General features: G+C 52.3%; 14 protein-coding genes. 5 read left to right on the top strand and 9 right to left on the bottom strand.

Annotation, left to right across the window (positions count from 1 at the left end):
• Nucleotides 1-50: 50 nt before the first annotated feature.
• Nucleotides 51-1,439: a phosphoglucosamine mutase gene (glmM, locus tag JW953_10535; GenBank protein ID MBN1993130.1), complete on the bottom strand. Its 1,389-nt coding sequence runs from the start codon at nucleotides 1,437-1,439 to the stop codon at nucleotides 51-53.
• Between the two features lie 257 nt (nucleotides 1,440-1,696).
• On the opposite strand from glmM, the gene JW953_10530 reads away from it, so the two are divergent.
• Genes JW953_10530 through JW953_10520 form a run of 3 tightly spaced genes read left to right on the top strand, consistent with a single transcriptional unit; the run spans nucleotide 1,697 to nucleotide 5,477 of the window.
• Complete coding sequence (locus tag JW953_10530) at nucleotides 1,697-2,701, top strand: ABC transporter permease (GenBank protein ID MBN1993129.1); 1,005 nt, start codon at nucleotides 1,697-1,699, stop codon at nucleotides 2,699-2,701.
• 47 nt (nucleotides 2,702-2,748) lie between these two features.
• Nucleotides 2,749-4,194, top strand: a complete 1,446-nt coding sequence (locus JW953_10525) for a hypothetical protein (protein ID MBN1993128.1) — start codon at nucleotides 2,749-2,751, stop codon at nucleotides 4,192-4,194.
• A gap of 8 nt (nucleotides 4,195-4,202) precedes the next feature.
• Complete coding sequence (locus JW953_10520) at nucleotides 4,203-5,477, top strand: glycosyltransferase family 2 protein (GenBank protein ID MBN1993127.1); 1,275 nt, start codon at nucleotides 4,203-4,205, stop codon at nucleotides 5,475-5,477.
• A gap of 12 nt (nucleotides 5,478-5,489) precedes the next feature.
• Here JW953_10520 and JW953_10515 read toward each other — a convergent pair whose 3' ends face one another.
• Nucleotides 5,490-6,749 carry a CinA family nicotinamide mononucleotide deamidase-related protein gene (locus tag JW953_10515; protein ID MBN1993126.1) on the bottom strand — a complete coding sequence of 420 codons (1,260 nt, stop codon included), beginning with the start codon at nucleotides 6,747-6,749 and terminating at the stop codon, nucleotides 5,490-5,492.
• A gap of 41 nt (nucleotides 6,750-6,790) precedes the next feature.
• A complete protein-coding gene (locus tag JW953_10510) occupies nucleotides 6,791-8,317 on the bottom strand; it encodes a hypothetical protein (protein MBN1993125.1) in 1,527 nt (508 codons plus the stop codon).
• A gap of 262 nt (nucleotides 8,318-8,579) precedes the next feature.
• Here JW953_10510 and JW953_10505 point away from each other — a divergent pair, with 262 nt between their 5' ends.
• Complete coding sequence (locus tag JW953_10505; GenBank protein ID MBN1993124.1) at nucleotides 8,580-9,314, top strand: hypothetical protein; 735 nt, start codon at nucleotides 8,580-8,582, stop codon at nucleotides 9,312-9,314.
• Here JW953_10505 and JW953_10500 read toward each other — a convergent pair.
• The 3 genes from JW953_10500 to JW953_10490 all read right to left on the bottom strand — a co-directional run bounded on the left by JW953_10500 (nucleotide 9,289) and on the right by JW953_10490 (nucleotide 13,141).
• A complete protein-coding gene (locus tag JW953_10500) occupies nucleotides 9,289-10,821 on the bottom strand; it encodes an FAD-dependent oxidoreductase (protein ID MBN1993123.1) in 1,533 nt (510 codons plus the stop codon). The genes JW953_10505 and JW953_10500 overlap by 26 nt on opposite strands.
• Nucleotide 10,822: 1 nt before the next feature.
• On the bottom strand, nucleotides 10,823-12,154 hold the full coding sequence (locus JW953_10495) for an MFS transporter (protein MBN1993122.1): 1,332 nt from the start codon (nucleotides 12,152-12,154) through the stop codon (nucleotides 10,823-10,825).
• A 141-nt stretch (nucleotides 12,155-12,295) separates the two neighbouring features.
• Nucleotides 12,296-13,141 carry a deoxyribonuclease IV gene (locus JW953_10490; protein ID MBN1993121.1) on the bottom strand — a complete coding sequence of 282 codons (846 nt, stop codon included), beginning with the start codon at nucleotides 13,139-13,141 and terminating at the stop codon, nucleotides 12,296-12,298.
• Nucleotides 13,142-13,356: 215 nt separating this feature from the next.
• Between JW953_10490 and JW953_10485 the strand changes: the two genes are divergently transcribed.
• The gene (locus JW953_10485; GenBank protein MBN1993120.1) at nucleotides 13,357-13,830 is read left to right on the top strand and encodes a response regulator; all 474 of its coding nucleotides are present in this window, start codon (nucleotides 13,357-13,359) and stop codon (nucleotides 13,828-13,830) included.
• A gap of 223 nt (nucleotides 13,831-14,053) precedes the next feature.
• Here the strand turns inward: JW953_10485 and mutY are convergent, their stop codons facing one another.
• The 3 genes from mutY to JW953_10470 are packed head-to-tail and all read right to left on the bottom strand — an operon-like array spanning nucleotide 14,054 to nucleotide 17,116.
• The gene (mutY, locus tag JW953_10480) at nucleotides 14,054-15,175 is read right to left on the bottom strand and encodes an A/G-specific adenine glycosylase (GenBank protein ID MBN1993119.1); all 1,122 of its coding nucleotides are present in this window, start codon (nucleotides 15,173-15,175) and stop codon (nucleotides 14,054-14,056) included.
• Nucleotides 15,168-16,280 carry an o-succinylbenzoate synthase gene (menC, locus tag JW953_10475; protein MBN1993118.1) on the bottom strand — a complete coding sequence of 371 codons (1,113 nt, stop codon included), beginning with the start codon at nucleotides 16,278-16,280 and terminating at the stop codon, nucleotides 15,168-15,170. Before menC ends, mutY begins: the two co-directional genes overlap by 8 nt.
• A 2-nt stretch (nucleotides 16,281-16,282) precedes the next feature.
• Nucleotides 16,283-17,116, bottom strand: a complete 834-nt coding sequence (locus JW953_10470; protein MBN1993117.1) for a hypothetical protein — start codon at nucleotides 17,114-17,116, stop codon at nucleotides 16,283-16,285.
• Nucleotides 17,117-17,135: the final 19 nt, after the last annotated feature.

Below are 17,135 nucleotides of genomic sequence, written 5' to 3'. Positions count from 1 at the left end.
GCTTAACCTGCCCCTTGTAGTTGAACAAGCAAGTTATTTGAGCCTTTTCCTTAGCCTGCTCCCTGTGATTTTTGCCATGTTTCAATCACTGCGGCAATTTTAGCGGCTTCTTGCTCAATTTCTGCCTGAACAATGCCCTTGACCGTAATCCGCACCAAACCCCTTTCCGTGCCAGAATATCTAACGTTGATAAATTGCGGGCCGGAACGGGTCAAAACTTCCTCAGACTTTTTGATCTGCTCGACCAGGCCCGTGATTTCGGCCAATGATTCGGTGGGGGGAACGTTTCTGACGTGTTCTATCTTCTGCGGATACTGCTGCATCATACCGGCCAGGGCGGAGAGGGGTTGGCCCGAATTGACCAGCAGCGCGGCCACTCTGAGGGCCACATAGATGCCGTCGCCCGTGGTTTGGCCGTCTTCAAAGATAATGATGTGCCCGGCCTGCTCGCCGCCCAACACGTAATTGTTCTGGACCATACAATCGGCCACGTATTTGTCGCCTACGGGCGTCACAGCTAGGCCAATGCCCATCTGCTCAAAAGCCAGGTCCAGCCCCAGGTTGCGCATAATGGTGGTTACCACGGTATTATTGGTTAAACAATGGCGTGCCTGCATATCTTGGGCCAGCATGGCCAGAATGTGGTCGCCGTCCAGGTAATTGCCCTGCTCATCCACCAGCAGCAGCCGGTCGCCATCGCCGTCAAAGCCGATGCCAAAATTGGCCTTGCTTTTGACCACCAACTCCGGCACCGAAGCCGGTTTGTGAGAGTCGTAACTGCCGGTATAATCCGGGTTGATATTCAAGCCGTCGGGTTGGTTGTTCAAAACAATCACTTCGGCTCCCAGCCGTTTCAGCACATCCGGGCCAAGTTGATAGGTGGCGCCATGGGTGCAGTCAACCACAATTTTACAGCCGGCCAGATTTTTTTTGCCTTTCCAGGAAGTGACCAGGTGTTCGGCATACTGGGTGAAATACTGCTGGCCGGGTTTGATTTTACCCAACCGGTCGTAGGCCACTAACGGGTAAGGCTTATGTTGACCTAAAAGCGCTTCGATTTCTTGCTCTGTTGTTTCAGTCAGCTTGAAGCCCTGCTCATTAAAGAATTTGATACCATTATCGGCCGCGGAGTTATGCGACCCCGAAAGCATAATGCCCAACCTGGCCTCGGTTTCTTTGGTCAGGTAGGCCACGCCGGAGGTGGGGATCACGCCTAAACTGCTCACGTTGACCCCCTGCGCCAGCAGGCCGGTGGTCAGGGCCGCCTCAATCAGTTCGCCCGACCGGCGGGTGTCCCGGCCAATCAAAACGGTGGCCGTTTGGTTGTTTTGCCCCAACCAGTAGCCAATGGTTTGGCCCAAATGGATCAGAAACTCTACGGTAAAATCGCTCACTTTTCGGCGGATGCCATCGGTGCCAAAAATCTTTTCATGAGACATAGACGTTGTCCTCCAAAGTTGTTACACGGGTTATGTTACATTTTGCCATTCCTGACCAACGACAAAGGACGAACGACAAAAATTGGTCGTTGGTCGTTCGTCATTCGTCGGTGATGACAGAGCCATTAAGTTTAACCGGTAAGTATAACTTTTATCATAACTCAAGGATGCAGAAAAAACAAAATAGCGCATGGTGTAGATTCTTTTCTTATGGTAGAATGGGCCAAAGAATGTTAATAACAAAAGGAGTGCTGGCAATGAATAACGAAATGTCTTTACCAAACGGGCCAAAGCCTGCCCACTTTTATAAAAATACGGCCTGGCGACTGGTGGCCAGCCTGATTTGGATAGGCGTCTTGTTCGGGCTGACGGCGATACTGGCCATCATTGTGGTTAGCGCCGGGAATTTTAATTTAAAAGGGCTGATGCCTAACCTGCTCATGATTGGTTTGATGGCGCCGGCCATGGTAATGATTGTGGGCGCGGGCGGCTTAGACCTTTCGGTGGGGTCGGTGGTGGCCCTGATTGGCGTGATTGTAGCCCTGATGATGCAAGATGGGTCGCCCGTAATGGCCATCATCCTGGGCTTGGGGATAGCCCTGCTGATTGGTTTAATTAATGGGGTCCTGGTTGGCCTGGCCCGGATACCGGGCGTGCTGATCACCCTGGCCATGTTGGCTTTAGCGCGCGGCCTTGCTTTTATGCTAACTGAAGGATATCCGGTTCAGTTGGGCAGAACAGACAGCTCAATTTTTAATTTTTTACCCGTGCTGGGCTGGATTCTGTTTGCCGTTGTTGGGATTGGGGGGATTTTGCTGGTTCAACTGACCCCCTTTGGCCGGAGACCCGCACCCGGCCAGCCTGAACAAGCGGAATCCTGGCTGAAGCGGGCCATTTTTGTTGGCGGGCCGTACCTGCTCTCCAGTTTTATGGCCGGATTTGCCGGCATCCTGCTGCTGCAACGTCTCCGCATAGGCACGCCCACCGTAGGCCTGAATCTGGAAATCAACGTGATCCTGGCCGTGATTATTGGCGGCACCTGCCTGGGGGGACGATTTGGCACTGTTATCGGCGGGTTGGTTGGAGCGGCCTTTGTGGCCCTCTGGCAATATTTTTTAACGGTTAATGGCGTCAATCCATATTTGCAACAATTTGCCAGCGGCGTGTTGCTATTGGCTGGTGGAATTTTAATTTTTGGTTATTATGCCCTGGTCGGGTTGGTGTACCGTAATCGGGTCAAAATCAAAGCAAACGACAAATAAACGTCACCTGGTAATCACAAACCACTTAATGGGTTTAAAAAAGGCCAATGACCATAGAATATAACTTAAAAAACCTTCGCTCTCTCCTGACTGAAGGTTTTGGGGTAGAAGAACTTCGATTTTTTTGTTATGATCATCCCAACTTCAGACCCGTGTATGAGCAATTGGCCGAAAGCGCCGGTAAAACTCAGGTTGTTCACAAGCTGATTGAATATGCCGAACAGAAGAATTTATTTGAACCTCTCCTCGACTGGGCTAAAGAAGAAAACCCGAGCAGGTATGAAAAGTATCAACCTTATCATATCACCTCTACCGGCGGCGATTATAAAAAACCAGTATCTCCAGAAGAATTATCAGAACCGGAAAATGAAACAATCTCTTCAAAAAGCGCCGCAATTAAAAATGTCACCGATTTATCGCCCACATATTTACCTCGCTTGTCTTTTTCTGTCATTATTATATTGATACTGATTGTTGCAGGAATTTATTATCTAATCACGGGTCAAAATACAACTCTCACCAAAACTTTGATCTCTGGTGCAGATGTTCAGCCATCAACCACAATTGAGCAGATCTTTGATGAAGAAACTGGGGCCTTTCAGGTTGAAGCAACATCCTTGTTGCGAATAAGTACGCTTCGGTACAGATATTACGATGGCACAGTCCGAGATTATAAGGTGGAGCCACTTTCCCAGCCTAAATTTCACGCTTTACCGGTTGAATGGGGAGAGGAAGGCTGGAAAATTCGACTGGAACAACTTTTGGAAAAGGAACAGTTACAGCAAAAACCGCTTCCGCTCGTTCCCCAAGAGATTGACCTTAAAATAAGCTATACCCATGCCAGCGACAATCCCATTTTGGTTTATGTGTTAACAGACGAAATCTACCCCCAACAACTGCAACGCCAATTTTTCCCCAAATGGAGAGAAAGTTTTTGGTATGAAGGTATTATTATTGGGCAGAGGGGCGTGAACAACTTCATAAACCTTGATAACTTTTCCGTAACCTCAGAGTTAAGTCCAAATATTATAGAGCCAGGTCTTGGGCCGCTCGCGGCTATTGTAGCCGTTGAGTTTGAAAACAAAAAACCAAAATTGCGATCAGACCTGGTGTTTGTGATAAGAAAAGGGATACTACATCCAAACGATATTTGGTACGACCGGGACCGTCGGCCTTATCTATCTGGGCCGGCCACTTTTGCCGGAGAAAGAATGATCGCTTTTCAATCACCTGATTTTAGCCAAATAAATGACATCATCATTAGCCCTCTGGACGGGTTGCGAGAACAAATGACCCGCCTTGACTTACCTGTTTTCCAGGGTCACGAACAGGTGATTTGTGGATGGGGAGATGATGTCCAAAACCGTAATACGCTCTATTTTCTCTCCAGCGAAGAAGGCAATACAAAGGCACCCTACAAGGTCACTGTTATCAACGGAAAAATCAGCGAACCCATCCGACTAACCTCTACTCCGGCAAGCTGCACCCGATGAGCGCAAATATGGTATCTAAAGAACTCTCCATTCTCATTCCTATGTATAACGAACAAACAACAATTGGCGCAACCCTGGCAGAACTCATCAAAGAGGGATTCAACGAGCGATACAACATCATTATTTGCGATGATGATTCAGGCGACACGTCAATGGAAATAGTCCAAAAAATTGCCCAAAACCATAACAATATTTCTGTTATTCAGAACAAACCCAACGGCAAAAAAATTGGGGCCATCAAAACCGGATTAGAAAAGGTAAAAACAACTTATGTCCTTTTATTAGATGCCGATGCGATGGTCAAAGAAGTCTCTGCCTCGCTTGACGTTCTCATTGAGCGAATGAAGGCCCAGAAACTTGCGGCAATGGGATTCATAGTGCGATTGCCGGCAGGAACCTTTCTGGAATCTTTACAAGCCCTTGAATATTTATTGGTAACCGACAGACTACGACGCTTATTAGGGGTGGTAGTGTGTCTCTCCGGCAGTGGTGTTTTATGGGAGGTTACAAAGCTTAAAAAAGTGCTAAAGGATCATAGTGGCGCTTTGCCGGGGGATGATTTAGAAAGCACAATTCGGGCCGCCCAACTTGGCTACAACCTGGCATACGAGGATGAAAAAGTATTCATAACAACCAAACCCAAACAAACCCTAAAAGAGTTGATCAAACAGCGAGCCGATATTTGGGACGTTGGCCTTATTCGTACTTATCTTGAGCTACAGAGCGCCTTGATCCAAAAAGGTCGCTATGGCGCCTTTTTTATGAGTGTCTTCATCACAGATATACTTGCTCATCCAATCAAATTACTCAGCCTGGCAGGACTAATTATTGTTATTGGATTAGCCTTGGCCGAAAGTTGGGGCATTTCACTTTTAAGCGAAACGGCTACTAATACTTTCATCAACCTGCTTCGGATCACAAGCCTGATTTATCTGGCGCTTTGGCTTCTTAATATCATTGCCCTCATCTTCTCTACCCCAAATCTTCAAGGTCTGCGTTTTGGTTTATATTTTACGTTATATTTGGCCCTGCCACTTTTTCCTTTTTTAAGGGGCACAGAAGATATTGGCCGGGCCTTAGGGCTTACCTATTTATGGTGGTATATATTTTGTGCTATTCTTATTCTCTATGGCAAGGAGCGTAAAAGGGTAAAAATACTTTGGTTGATATTTGGGGTTATCATGCCCATCTATTTTGCATTTCTCGTTATATTTCCCCGAACAATAGGTTTCTTGAAATATGGCCTGGCCAGACTATATAGCCAGGCTTTTCCTTTAGATTAAGGCCATTTTCCTCTATTTCCAATCCACTGGCGAAGTCAATTGGCCCAACACGGCCCGCCGCACCCAATCCAAACCCTGGGTCACCAACCAGCGACGAATATAATCCTCTTCCCGATTGCGGAAGCGGCGGGTGCGTCCTCTTTCCCGCACTTCCTGGGCCAACGAATTGCCGGATACGGCAATGAAGGTGAGGTTGTCGTTCACGCCATCGTCCAAGGGACCAAGTAGCGTCAAGCCGACTCCTTCCGCCGGGGCAATCGCCCTGGCCAGGGCGGCAGCCTGGGTAAAGCCGTCTGCTTTTTCCAACTCGGCTTGGCCCGGCAGGTCCACTGCCTGGAAAGCCTCACGTGGGTTTGAGGGGCGCAGGTCGGTGACAATTAAATCGCCATAGCCACATTCCAACACGTCGCGCACCAATTGGCCCCCGGTCAGGGTGTCAAGCACGGCCAACTTCAGCCCTTTCCCCATCAACAGCCGCCCCACCACTTCCGGCACAGTTTCCTGACCGACGCCGTAAATGGCCACGCCCAGGCGCCGGCGCAGTTCGGCCTCAATAGGCGCAATCAGGGCGTCGGCTTCAACCCCGCTGTTGGCTTTGGCCGTAATGCGGATGTCGGTTTGGCCGGGATGGGCGGCCAGGCCCACGGTAGGATTGGCCGCGGTCATCAAATCGCCAATGGCCCGGTCCACATCGCTCTCGCCCACGGCGCAGGTGCGTAGGATGCGGGCCTTGATAATTTTGGCCCCACCCATCCGCTCAACCAGCAGCGGCAGCACGGTATTTTCCATCATGTACTCCAACTCGCGGGGCACGCCGGGCAGAGAGATGATAAAGCCGCGCCCGGCCACATCCTCACTTAAAAAGCAGGGGGCCGTGCCCACCGGGTTTCGCAAGGGGATAGCTCCTTCGGGAAGGTAAGCCTGCCGTTTGTTGTTGTCGGCCATTTGCCGGCCAAAGCTGCGAAACCGGGCGGCAATTTGTCGCTCCAATTTTTTGCTGTAGATCAGTTTTCGCCCGGTGGCGTTGGCCACGGCCTGGCGGGTCATATCATCCACCGTGGGACCTAACCCACCCGAAGTAATGACCACGTCCGAACGGTCCAGGGCCAGCTTGAGGACTGCGGTGATGCGGGCCTCGTTGTCGCCCACGGTGGTTTTGTAGTAAAGGTCCAGACCAATCTGGCGTAGCATTTTGGCCAATCTATTAGCATTGGTATCAACAATTTCGCCAAGCAGCAGTTCGCTGCCAATCATCACCAGTTCTGCATGCACGTTACACCTCGATAATGAACATATGGTGTTGATAGATTTCTTTAAAATCCGGCATTGCCCTGGCCCTTTTCCGCCGGCAGGGTAAAGAAAAAACAACTGCCCTGGCCCGGCACGCCCTCACTCTCCACGCCCACCTGCCCATTGAGTTTTTCCACAATCCGTTTAACAATGGACAACCCAAAACCATACCCACCCACCCGCAGTTGGCCAAGGCGGGCTAACGAATGGAACAACTTTTTTTGCTCTTCAGCCGAGAGACCGGCCCCATTATCTTGCACCCAAAAACGGACCATATTGCCCGGTTGGGCCGATGCGCCCAATTCAACCCGCGGCGGCCGGCCGCCATATTTAAGGGCATTGCTGATGTAATTGGCCCAGACCTCCTCAATCCATGGGCCATACCCCAAAACTACCGGCCAGGTGCGGGGCGAGATGATTTCCCCTCGACATTCTTCGATCATGCGGGCCAAACGTCGCCGGGTGGCAGTGATAAGGCGGGCCATATCCAGCGGTTCAACTTCCACCTCTGCCTTACGCACTTCAGCCAACAGCAGCAAATCGTCAATAATGTCGTTCATTTTAAAGGCAGTTTCTTCAACGGTCTGGGTCAGTTCCAATTGCTCCTCATTGAACACATTAGGTTTAGTTTCGCGGAGCAAGTTATTGCAGACAATAATAGTGGATAGGGGAGTTTTTAAATCGTGGGCCACGGTATGGGCAAAAGCGTCCAATTCTTCGTTACGGGCTTGCAGGTCAGCATTATATTGCCGTAGCCGTTCTTCACTTTGTTTCAAGTGCCTAAACAGGATACTATAGGGTTTCACCAAACCGGTCTCGATGATGGCCTTGTAGATGAGATAAAAAGCCATAATCTTTAAGATGTGGCCTATCAGGTTGGGTAAATCATAAACGCCCACATAAAAAGTAAAGGCCAGTTCGGCGCCAATGGTGCAAACAATAGCTGCCACTAACAAACGCCAAATACCGGGGTTAAACTCCCGGCGATACCCCAACAACAGAATAATTGCCCCCAAGAGGATCAACGAAATGAGGTACTCGCTGAATATTTTGAAGGGCGTTAACCCCACCCCTTCAAGGTAACAATCGGGAAAAATGGGCCAGTAGAAAATGCTGCCCACCAATAAACCAAACACAATAGTATAACTGATCAACGCAGAATGAGGTTTAAGGTTACGGTGCAAAAATAGAGGGGCAATAAATAAGGAAATACTCTGCAAATACCGGGCCGCAATCCACAACTGCGTGGGTAAATTGGCGCTGTATCCCGGAAATATGTTCATCCCTTTATAGGCCAGCGTATGGAGCAAATCCAGGCCGGCCACAAACAAAAACGCAATGCCCAGCAGCAACAGGTAATTGTTGTCTAAAAATTGGCGGGAGTTCCAGGCCAGCATAAAAATGCCGCAGGCCACAATAATGCTAAATATTTCGGCCAGGCTGTGGAAGAGCAGATAACTATACAAACTGGTCAAATAAAGCCCCAGTAAAACCAACACCCCGGTCAGGGCAGCAATGATTCTGCTATAAATGGCAGACACACCGGCCATAGTTTCCCTTCCCTCTTCAATCTGGTCTACATCCAGTATAACACATTGCCCCCAAAGTAGCTACAATTTATAGAGAGCCTGGCTTAATTCTCTCGGAAATTCGTCCTATTACGCAACACTCTCTTGATGAGCTTTGGTCAATAAAGAAGGCAGAATGGTTTGACGCAAAGCGATTTTTTGGTAGAATTTCGCTCTACCCCTGTAATTCTCTCCAGCCGGGGCAACAATCAAGATGACTACAAAAAGAATAGAGGAGGACATAATGTCAAAAAAGATGCTCATTATTTCTGCAATGCTGTTGCTAACGGGGACCACTGTCGTCTGTAGCCTGGGCGGCTCCGGGACAGCCGAGGCCGATCTGGCCGCTTCTCTACCTACCAACACCGTAGAGGCAACCGAAGCAGTGGCCGAGGTCATTGAAGAGGAGCTGGCGGTTTCTGAACCAACCGCTACCCCAGCCCCCAGCCCTACCCCGGAGCCAACCGAAGAAACACTTGGTCCGTTAACCGCGCCGGAAGCCTACGAGTTGGCCCTGGCCGAAGCCCAGGCCTGGCAGGCTGACGCAATTTTAGCTTCCATGGGCACCAGCCACTTGGGGCCGCTGAACGCCGCCGGCACATCTGAAAGTTGGGCCATCAGTTTTTGGTCGCCGTCGGCGGGGGAGATGCTCCCTTTGCTTTTTATCAACGGCGCGCTCAACACCCCTCCGACCGTGCCGATGCCGGTTGCGCCGGATACCGTGCCCGCCTTTGACTCGGTTACTCTGGAGATGAAGGCGTTGTATGATACCGCCGCCGCAGCCGCCGGCAGCCAATACACCGGGCCAGATTACTATCTTATGGCCAGTCTCACGCCCTACCCACTGGACAAAAGCATCCCTACCTGGTATATGAATTTCCACGATGCGCAAAACAACACGGTTGCTTTTAACGTGATTATTGACGCTCGCAGCGGCGAGGTTATCCAGGCCGTTAACTTGGCCGAGGCGGGACAGTAGCCACGCCCAGGTAGGCCAACATCCGGCGCACCCCCAGGGGAATCAAATCACCGGCCACGCCAGAGCCTTTGACATCCATCCCCACCAGAAAACAGTTTTTTATTGGCGTGGCCGGGTCAAGCCGATGGTCGCCAACCTGATCAAAGGTTTGGCCGGACTCCGCGCCGGGCCAGGCTCCGGTGAAAAACATGGGCACGCTCCAGGCCAGCACGTCGTCAAAATTGGGAAAAAGATCGCGCATGTCGGCCAGGGCCAGCTCTAACTCGGCGGAGCGGTCGGCGCTGTGGAGGGGAAAGAAGGCATCAAATAAATACCGACCGGTTTTGGCCAGGTGAGGATCAAGAACAGTAGGCGAAAAAATCCCCACTACCCGGCGGCAGTGAGGCGTTATGGTAATGGGCGCATCATTAAAAAGCGGCCGGCGGGTGGCGCAAAAGAGCGCGGCGCATTCAACCCCTTTGAGGGCCGCCAAACCGGCCACGTAATCCGGCGGCAGATTTTCAGGGCCAACCAACTGCCCAAACCGGCCCGGCCCGCCGTTGTGAATGACAACCCGGCTGCTAATCTGGCGACCATCGGCCAATTGCACTCCCTCTACTTTTCTTCCAGCCTGGGAAGCGGAGAGTAAAATCCGGGCCACGGGCGAGCGCACAAACAGCTCTCCCCCGGCCTGGCGCAAGGTTTGGCTCAAGGCCTGGACAATGGCCCGCACGCCGCCGCGAGGCATAGCAAACTGGCGACCCGCCTTACGCCCGGCCAGCGTAATTTCAAGGTATTCGCTGGCGGGCATCAGCTTGGCGGGCAGGCCAGAAGCGGTGACGGTAACGGCGTCAACCACGGCCAATAGATGGGGATCGGTACTGAACCGGGCCAGGTAAGCGGCGGCAGAAATGCGCTCAAGGCCGGGAGAATCCGGCAAATTAGCAGATTGGGATCGAATGCCCTGGCTCACGGCTTTGAGCCAGGCCCGCCGGGTTTGGGGCGCGAGCAGCTCAAACAAACCGGCGTAATGGCGACCGTCTGGAAAACGGATGGCGTACTGCTCGGTGAGACCTGCCGCTTCCAGCGAGATATACTCCAGCTCAATGCCCAAATCGGCCAAAAACCGGCCAATGTGGCTTTGCGGGCCAAGGCTGGTCCAGGCGCCGGTAGTGACCGGCGCGCCTTTGTAATCCAGGGCGGTATAACGCCCGCCGGAAAAGCCCAGCTTTTCAAACACGGCCACCGAGCGCCCGGCTCGGGCCAGGGCCGCGCCCGCCATCAACCCGCCCAGGCCGCTGCCAATCACTACCACCTCGTACGCTGATTTGAGGGGAACCGGGGAAGGCTTTAGTGGGGTTTTGGCATCGGGGACAAAACAGTCGGCAGGACAGGCGGAGACACACAAATTGCAGTCGGTGCAGCGAGAAGGGATCAACTCGGCCCAACCGTTGGTTTTTAGGGCGTCATACGGGCATACCAGCACGCAGTAGCCGCAGCCGGCGCACTGTTCTTTGATAAGCTGCATTTCACCCCCAGCGGGCCAAAGCCAAACCGCTCCCCAAACGAAGAATGGTTACCACAAACAACATTTCCCGCAAACCAATGAAATCGGCCAGAAAAGGGGCCGCCATTGTGCCCAACAAAGTAGCCACGTTCAAGGCCAGGTTATAAACGGCCAGATGAGCGGGACGGTTATCTTCAGGGATAATTTCTAACAAACGATTATACAAAGCCCCACTCAGAATAGCCCAAACAGCGCCGCCGGTCAAACCGGCCACAATGAGCAGGGTTAGCCCCTGGCTAAGCGCGGTGAACAGAGGATACGCGCTCAATAAAATGGCCCCAATGACCGTAAGATAATAGTTGCCCAAACGCTTGGTGAGCGGCGCTAATAACGGCGAAGCGATGAGCATGGTCAAAAAGAAAACGGCGTTCACCCAGCTAATCTGGCCGTCGGTGAGATGCGCTTCTCTAACCCAAAACAGCGGAAAGAGCGGGGTGGGCAATAACTGCGCCAGGTGGAACAGGAAAAAGGCAAACATGGTCCACCAAAATTCGCTGGAAATATATCTAAAGGAACCCATACTGGGCCGCCAGTGCAACAACAGCCGCGAGCCTATGGATAAACGCTGCGGAACGCCGCCGCTAAAGGCCACAATGCGGCCGGGTTGGGCGCGGTCCCTTAAGGAGCGTCCCTGGAATTGAGGCGGGGTATCTGGAATTTGAATACACATCACGTGATAGGCGCTGAGCGCCGCGCCCAATGCGCCCAGGCCAAACACCACAAAATAGCCCCAGGTGAAGGTAAGGCGGTCTAAAATGGCCCCGCTCAATAAAAAAGACAACATAATGGCCCCGGCCAGGAGCGCGTTACGCCCGCCCACCACTCGCCCCCGGAATTCAGGCGCTACTGTAGCGGCCAACATGGCATTGAACCCGATCACCAGGGCCGTGCCGGGAATGGCCATTAATAACGTTAATAACAAAACCGCCCAGATTTGCCAGGCCGCAGGTAAAATAAAAGGCAAGGGCATCAACAAAATAAAGCCCACCCTTTGGCCAATCACGGTTTGTTTGAGAACCCGGTTCAAGGGGCGTCCCTCTATCCAACGACTGGCCGGGAAGGTAAACAAAACGCTCACCAAGGCCGGCAAAGCATTGAGCAAACCAATTTGCCAGCCCGTTGCGCCCAGGCGGGTGGCAAAAACAGGCAAAAACGACATGGTGCTGCCAAAAGCAACGCCAAACCAGGCAATATCCCAATAGAGATGCCAAAAATTGGCCGATTGCACCGCAGGCAACTTGGCCCGCTGGCGCACTCTTAATTTTTCAGAAGCAAACGCCAATACTTTTATCATAATTTCCTCTGGCTGGTAAACAACCACAAAAATAGGGTGCGCTTCATATCTTGAAGCACACCCGCTCAAAATAAATCTATTGATGCAATTTTATAGAAAAATTATAGACTGCTTGAAAGTAAAATGCAAAACTGAAAAGTATCAAACAAGCAAACTTCTCAACTGCTGCAAATTACGAATGTCATCTTCAGGGTCGTTGTCCTTGGGCGTTTCCAATAAAAAGGGAACTTTTTGGAAACGGGGGTCGTTTAAAAAATAACCAAAAGGCTCCAGGCCAATGCAGCCCTCGCCAATGTGGGCGTGGCGGTCAACGTGGCTGCCCAGGTCCTTTTCGGCATCGTTGCAGTGGATCACCTTAAGCCGATCCAGGCCAATTATCCGGTCAAAGTCGGCCAGCATGGCCCGGTAACTGGCGGGCGTGCGGAATTCGTAACCGGCAACCAGCGCGTGGCAGGTATCAAAACAAACCGCCAATCGCTCGCCCTGGCGGCAACCGGCCAGCATGCGGGCAATCTCGGCAAAGGTGGAACCTAAGGCGGAACCCTGGCCGGCCGTGATTTCCAGGGCAATCTTGACCTGATGGTCGGGCAGGCGCGCATGCACTTCGTCCAATGCCTTTACCACCTGGGCGATACCTGTTTTAACGCCGGCGTTCATGTGCGCGCCGGGATGCAAAACCAGGTAGGGAATTTTGAGTAACTCGCAGCGTTCCAACTCAATCACCAGCGCCTCAATAGATTTGCGCCACAGCGCATCATCGGTGGTGCCGATGTTGAGTAAATAACTGGCGTGGCAAATCACCGGCGCAATGCCGGTTTCCGCCTGGCGCTGATGATACCGTTCAACCGCCTGGGGGTCCAATGGTTTGGCCAACCATTGCCGGTTTGATTTAGTAAATATCTGGAAAGCCGTACATGCAAGCGCTTCAGCTCGGTCAAAAGCTTTATCAACGCCGCCGGCCGTGGATAGATGCGGGCCGAGTAACATAAGCAATTTCTCCTATCACCAAATAAAATGTGCATAAAAGTATACCACAGGCCCTGTAAGAGGGAAAGCAAATTGTCAACTTTAAAAGTTTATGTTATTCTTTATGAAGATCAAAGCAAGGCCGTATCTTTTTAGCCGTCTTTAAGACTTAACTTTAAAGAGGCTCTTTTCCATCGTTTGTTACGCTGAATACTCCACGCTTAAGAATTTAGACCATGCACCAAAATTTATGGCCCGATGAAATCAAAATACTGGCGATTGACGACCATCAAGACATCCTGAACTTGATTCGACTCTCGCTGGAACCGGCTGGTTTTAGATTGATTAGAACCAGCGACGCCAAAGAAGGTTTAACCCTGGCCATGCGCGAGCAGCCAGACCTGCTGCTTTTGGATTTGATGATGCCAGACCTGGATGGTTATGAGTTATTGCGCCGCCTGCGCCGCCATCCCAAATTGGAAAAATTGCCGGTGATTGTTGTTTCGGCTAAAGTAAACACTTCAGACCAGATGCGCATGATGCAGGTGTCTAACCCGGAATATAACTCCATAGACGCTTACCTGGGCAAACCTTTCTCCCCGGCTGTTTTGTTAAAAACGGTCAAGGAAGTGTTGCTGAAACATAGAGACTATATCCTGGAAAAGAACACACCACCGGAAAAACCGTGGGAAAAGCATTTGGCGTACTGATAGGCAAGGTAGCAGGGGAACAAGGTAGCAAATTCTTTTTGTTCCCCAACCGGATTTTGGCCCACACTTGAAGTCCACAAAGGAGATTTCTCCTGTAAGCGTAGCGGCGTCGAAATGACATAATAATCTCACAGTTTTTCCCTTATGGGTCTTTGGGAATTTCCGTGACAGACCGTATATCTGGTAGGGCATCGCCACGTCAAGGTATTAAAGAACCTTCCCCTTATTTTTGAGAGTCCGATTCAAGTCGGGCTTTTTGTTTTTTTAAGGCGGCGATTATTTTTAAATCGGTCCGGGCAAAGGGAAAGGCGTCTATTTCCGCTAAAGTAACCCAACGCCAATCGGCCACTTCCAGGGCCTGGGGTTGTTGGCCCCGGCGCAGGCGACAATAGAAGGCATGCAGCGTTATTTTAAAATGGGTATAACTGTGTTTAACGGTGACCACCGGCCGGCCAACCGCTATCTCTATCCCCAGTTCTTCTCTGATTTCGCGCTGCAAACACTCGGCCAGGGTTTCATTGGCTTCTTGCTTGCCGCCGGGAAACTCCCATAAACCGCCCAACATCCCCTCCAACGGACGTTGGGCAATCAATATTTTCTTGCCCTGTTCAATTACAGCAGCCGTAACCTGGTAATGAGGCAGCGCCTTTGACGCCGGTTTGGCGGGCAGTTGCCTTTCCAGCCCGCGCTGATGCGCCTGACACAATACCTTCACCGGGCAACGGGCGCACTGCGGCGCTTGCGGCAAACACACCATCGCCCCTAACTCGATAAGCGCCTGCGTCCAATCGCCGGGCCGGGCCGGGTCAACCAGGGCGGCGGCAATCTCTTTGAGTTGCCGGGCCGCCGAGCCGCGCCGCACGTCACCCTCAAGGGCAAACAGGCGAGCCAAAACCCGCTTTACATTGCCGTCAATGGCCGGCACAGCCCGGCCAAAAGCGATGGAGGCCACTGCGCCGGCGGTGTAGTCGCCAAAACCGGGCAAGGCGCGCAGGGCGGCATAATTTTCCGGCAAGCAGCCGGCGTGCTTTTCCATAATCTCGCGGGCGGCGCGATGCAGATTTCGGGCGCGGGCGTAATAACCCAAACCTTCCCAGGCTTTGAGCACATCTTCCAGGCGCGCTTCAGCCAAATCGGCCAGCGTGGGAAATTTGGCCAGAAAACGGCGATAATAGGGGATCACCGTGGCCACCTGGGTTTGTTGCAGCATCACCTCGGATACCCAGATACGATAAGGGGAGGATTCGCCGCGCCAGGGTAGATTGCGCCGGTTGCGGCAATACCAAACCAGCAGGCGAGAGCGGATTTTCTCAACCTGGAGCGAGAGGTCGCCAACTTCAGGCATCAAAAGCAGCGTACCTGATCCTGAATTTTTTGACCCGCTCCGGCACCACCTCCACCCCCAGGCCCGGGCCGGTGGGCACGGTGATGGTTGAGTCTTCAGGGTTCAATTGAAATCTCGGTTCGGCAATGTCTTCGGCGTAGTAACGTTCGGTGGCGGAAATATCGCCGGGCAGGGTAAAGTTGGGCAAGGTGGCCAGGTGGAGATTGGCGGCCCGGCCCACGCCGGTTTCCAGCATGCCCCCACACCACAGCGGCAGACCCGCTTCGGCGCAGAGCCGGTGGATAAGCAGGGCCTGGCTCAACCCGCCCACGCGCGCTACTTTCATGTTGATAATCCGGCAAGCGTTTATGGCTATGGCCCAGCGGGCGTGGTAAGAGGAATGAATGCTTTCATCCAAACAAATGGGGGTTTGGATCTGGGCCTGCAGCCGGGCGTGGTCAAAAATGTCATCATGATACAGGGGCTGTTCGATCATCAACAGGTTAAAGGAATCCAACTCCTGAAAGAGTTTTAGCTCGGCCAGGGTAAAGGCGGAGTTGGCGTCGGCCATCAGTTTAAGGGTGGGATAACGTTCTCTAATGGCGGCAATAGGTTTGATCTCCCACCCCGGTTCGATTTTAATCTTGACCCGGCGGTAACCTTGCTCCACAAACCGGCTCACCCGGTCCAGCAAATCCGGCAGAGTGGGTTGAATCCCAATGCTCACGCCCACCTCAACCCGCTCGCGCCGACCACCCAACATTTGGCCCAGGGGTATGCCCCGGACCTGGGCCAATAGATCCCAAACGGCGTTTTCCAGGCCGGCTTTGGCCATGGGATGGCCCCGCACTTTTTCAAAACGAGCCGCCACGTCTGCGGCAGAAGTTACCCGTTGGCCCAGGGTGGCCGGAATCAAAAAGTCGCTCAGAATGTGCCAGGCGGTTTGCACGGTTTCATAAGAATAACCGGGATCATTGGCGGCCACACATTCGCCCCACCCTACCAGGCCATCGCCGTGAACCGCTACCAAAATACAGGGGCGGTCGAGTTCGGTGCCAAAACTGGTGCGGAAAGGGTGGACCAGTTGTTGAGAGATGTGGTGCAGTTCAATGCGTTCAATTTTCACCATCAGGTTACCCTCCAGGCTTTTTGCAGCAGGTAATAATTGCGTTCTGCGCGACGCAGTAAATCTATGGCGGTATAGCGGGCGGCAAAGGCCGTTTCAAAGATGGCCCGGGTATGCAACCGCCACTTGAGGGCCAACTCGGCGGAAGCTGTTTTGAGTTGGTTGATGTTAGCGGGAATCTCAACCAGGCAGGCCGGCTCTTGAGGAGGGGTAAAGGTATCGGCAGGAATTAGCAGCCCATTTTCAAACAGTGTAGCCGGATTGAGAATTGGATATTCTGACCCCAAAAATGGCGTTTCAGTTCCCCGCCCCTCGATGCGTTCTACCACATGCCGGGCCGTCAGCCACCAATCCACGCGGAAGCGGTCGCTGGGCAGACCTTGATTGAGTTCATCCCGCATCTGGCCGTAAAGATTAGGTAGGTAGGTGCGGCAAACCGCCCCCAGCTTACGCAGGTTAAAATAGGCATTGCGCCCTTGCAAAGGGTCAAAGGTCCAGGTGATCAAGTTTATGTTACGGGCCAGGGCCGCCTGGCGCTGGGCCAATTTTAGTTGATAACCCAGGCCGCTATCCTGATAAGCCGGAAGAATGCCCAATACGTGTGAAGCAAATTTCAGGCGACCGTCTGCGGTGAGGCCCAGAAACCCAAAGGCCAGGCCCACCGGCGTGCCGTCCTCCAGCCGGGCCAGTAAAACAAGGCTGCCCTCTTTGGCCAGGGTCAACAGTACGTTGTTGGGGGTGACTTCAATATCGGCCGCGCCCCAAATTTCAGCCTGGAGCTGCTCGCAAATTTGACATTCTTCAATGGTGGTGACAGGGTGGATAGAAATAGTCATAAAGCAAGGTGAACATTAA

It is taken from the genome of Anaerolineae bacterium (assembly GCA_016931895.1).
GTDB lineage: Bacteria > Chloroflexota > Anaerolineae > 4572-78 > J111 > JAFGNV01.
Note: the sequence above shows the minus strand (reverse complement) of the source record. Positions and strands in the feature narration are given on the sequence as shown.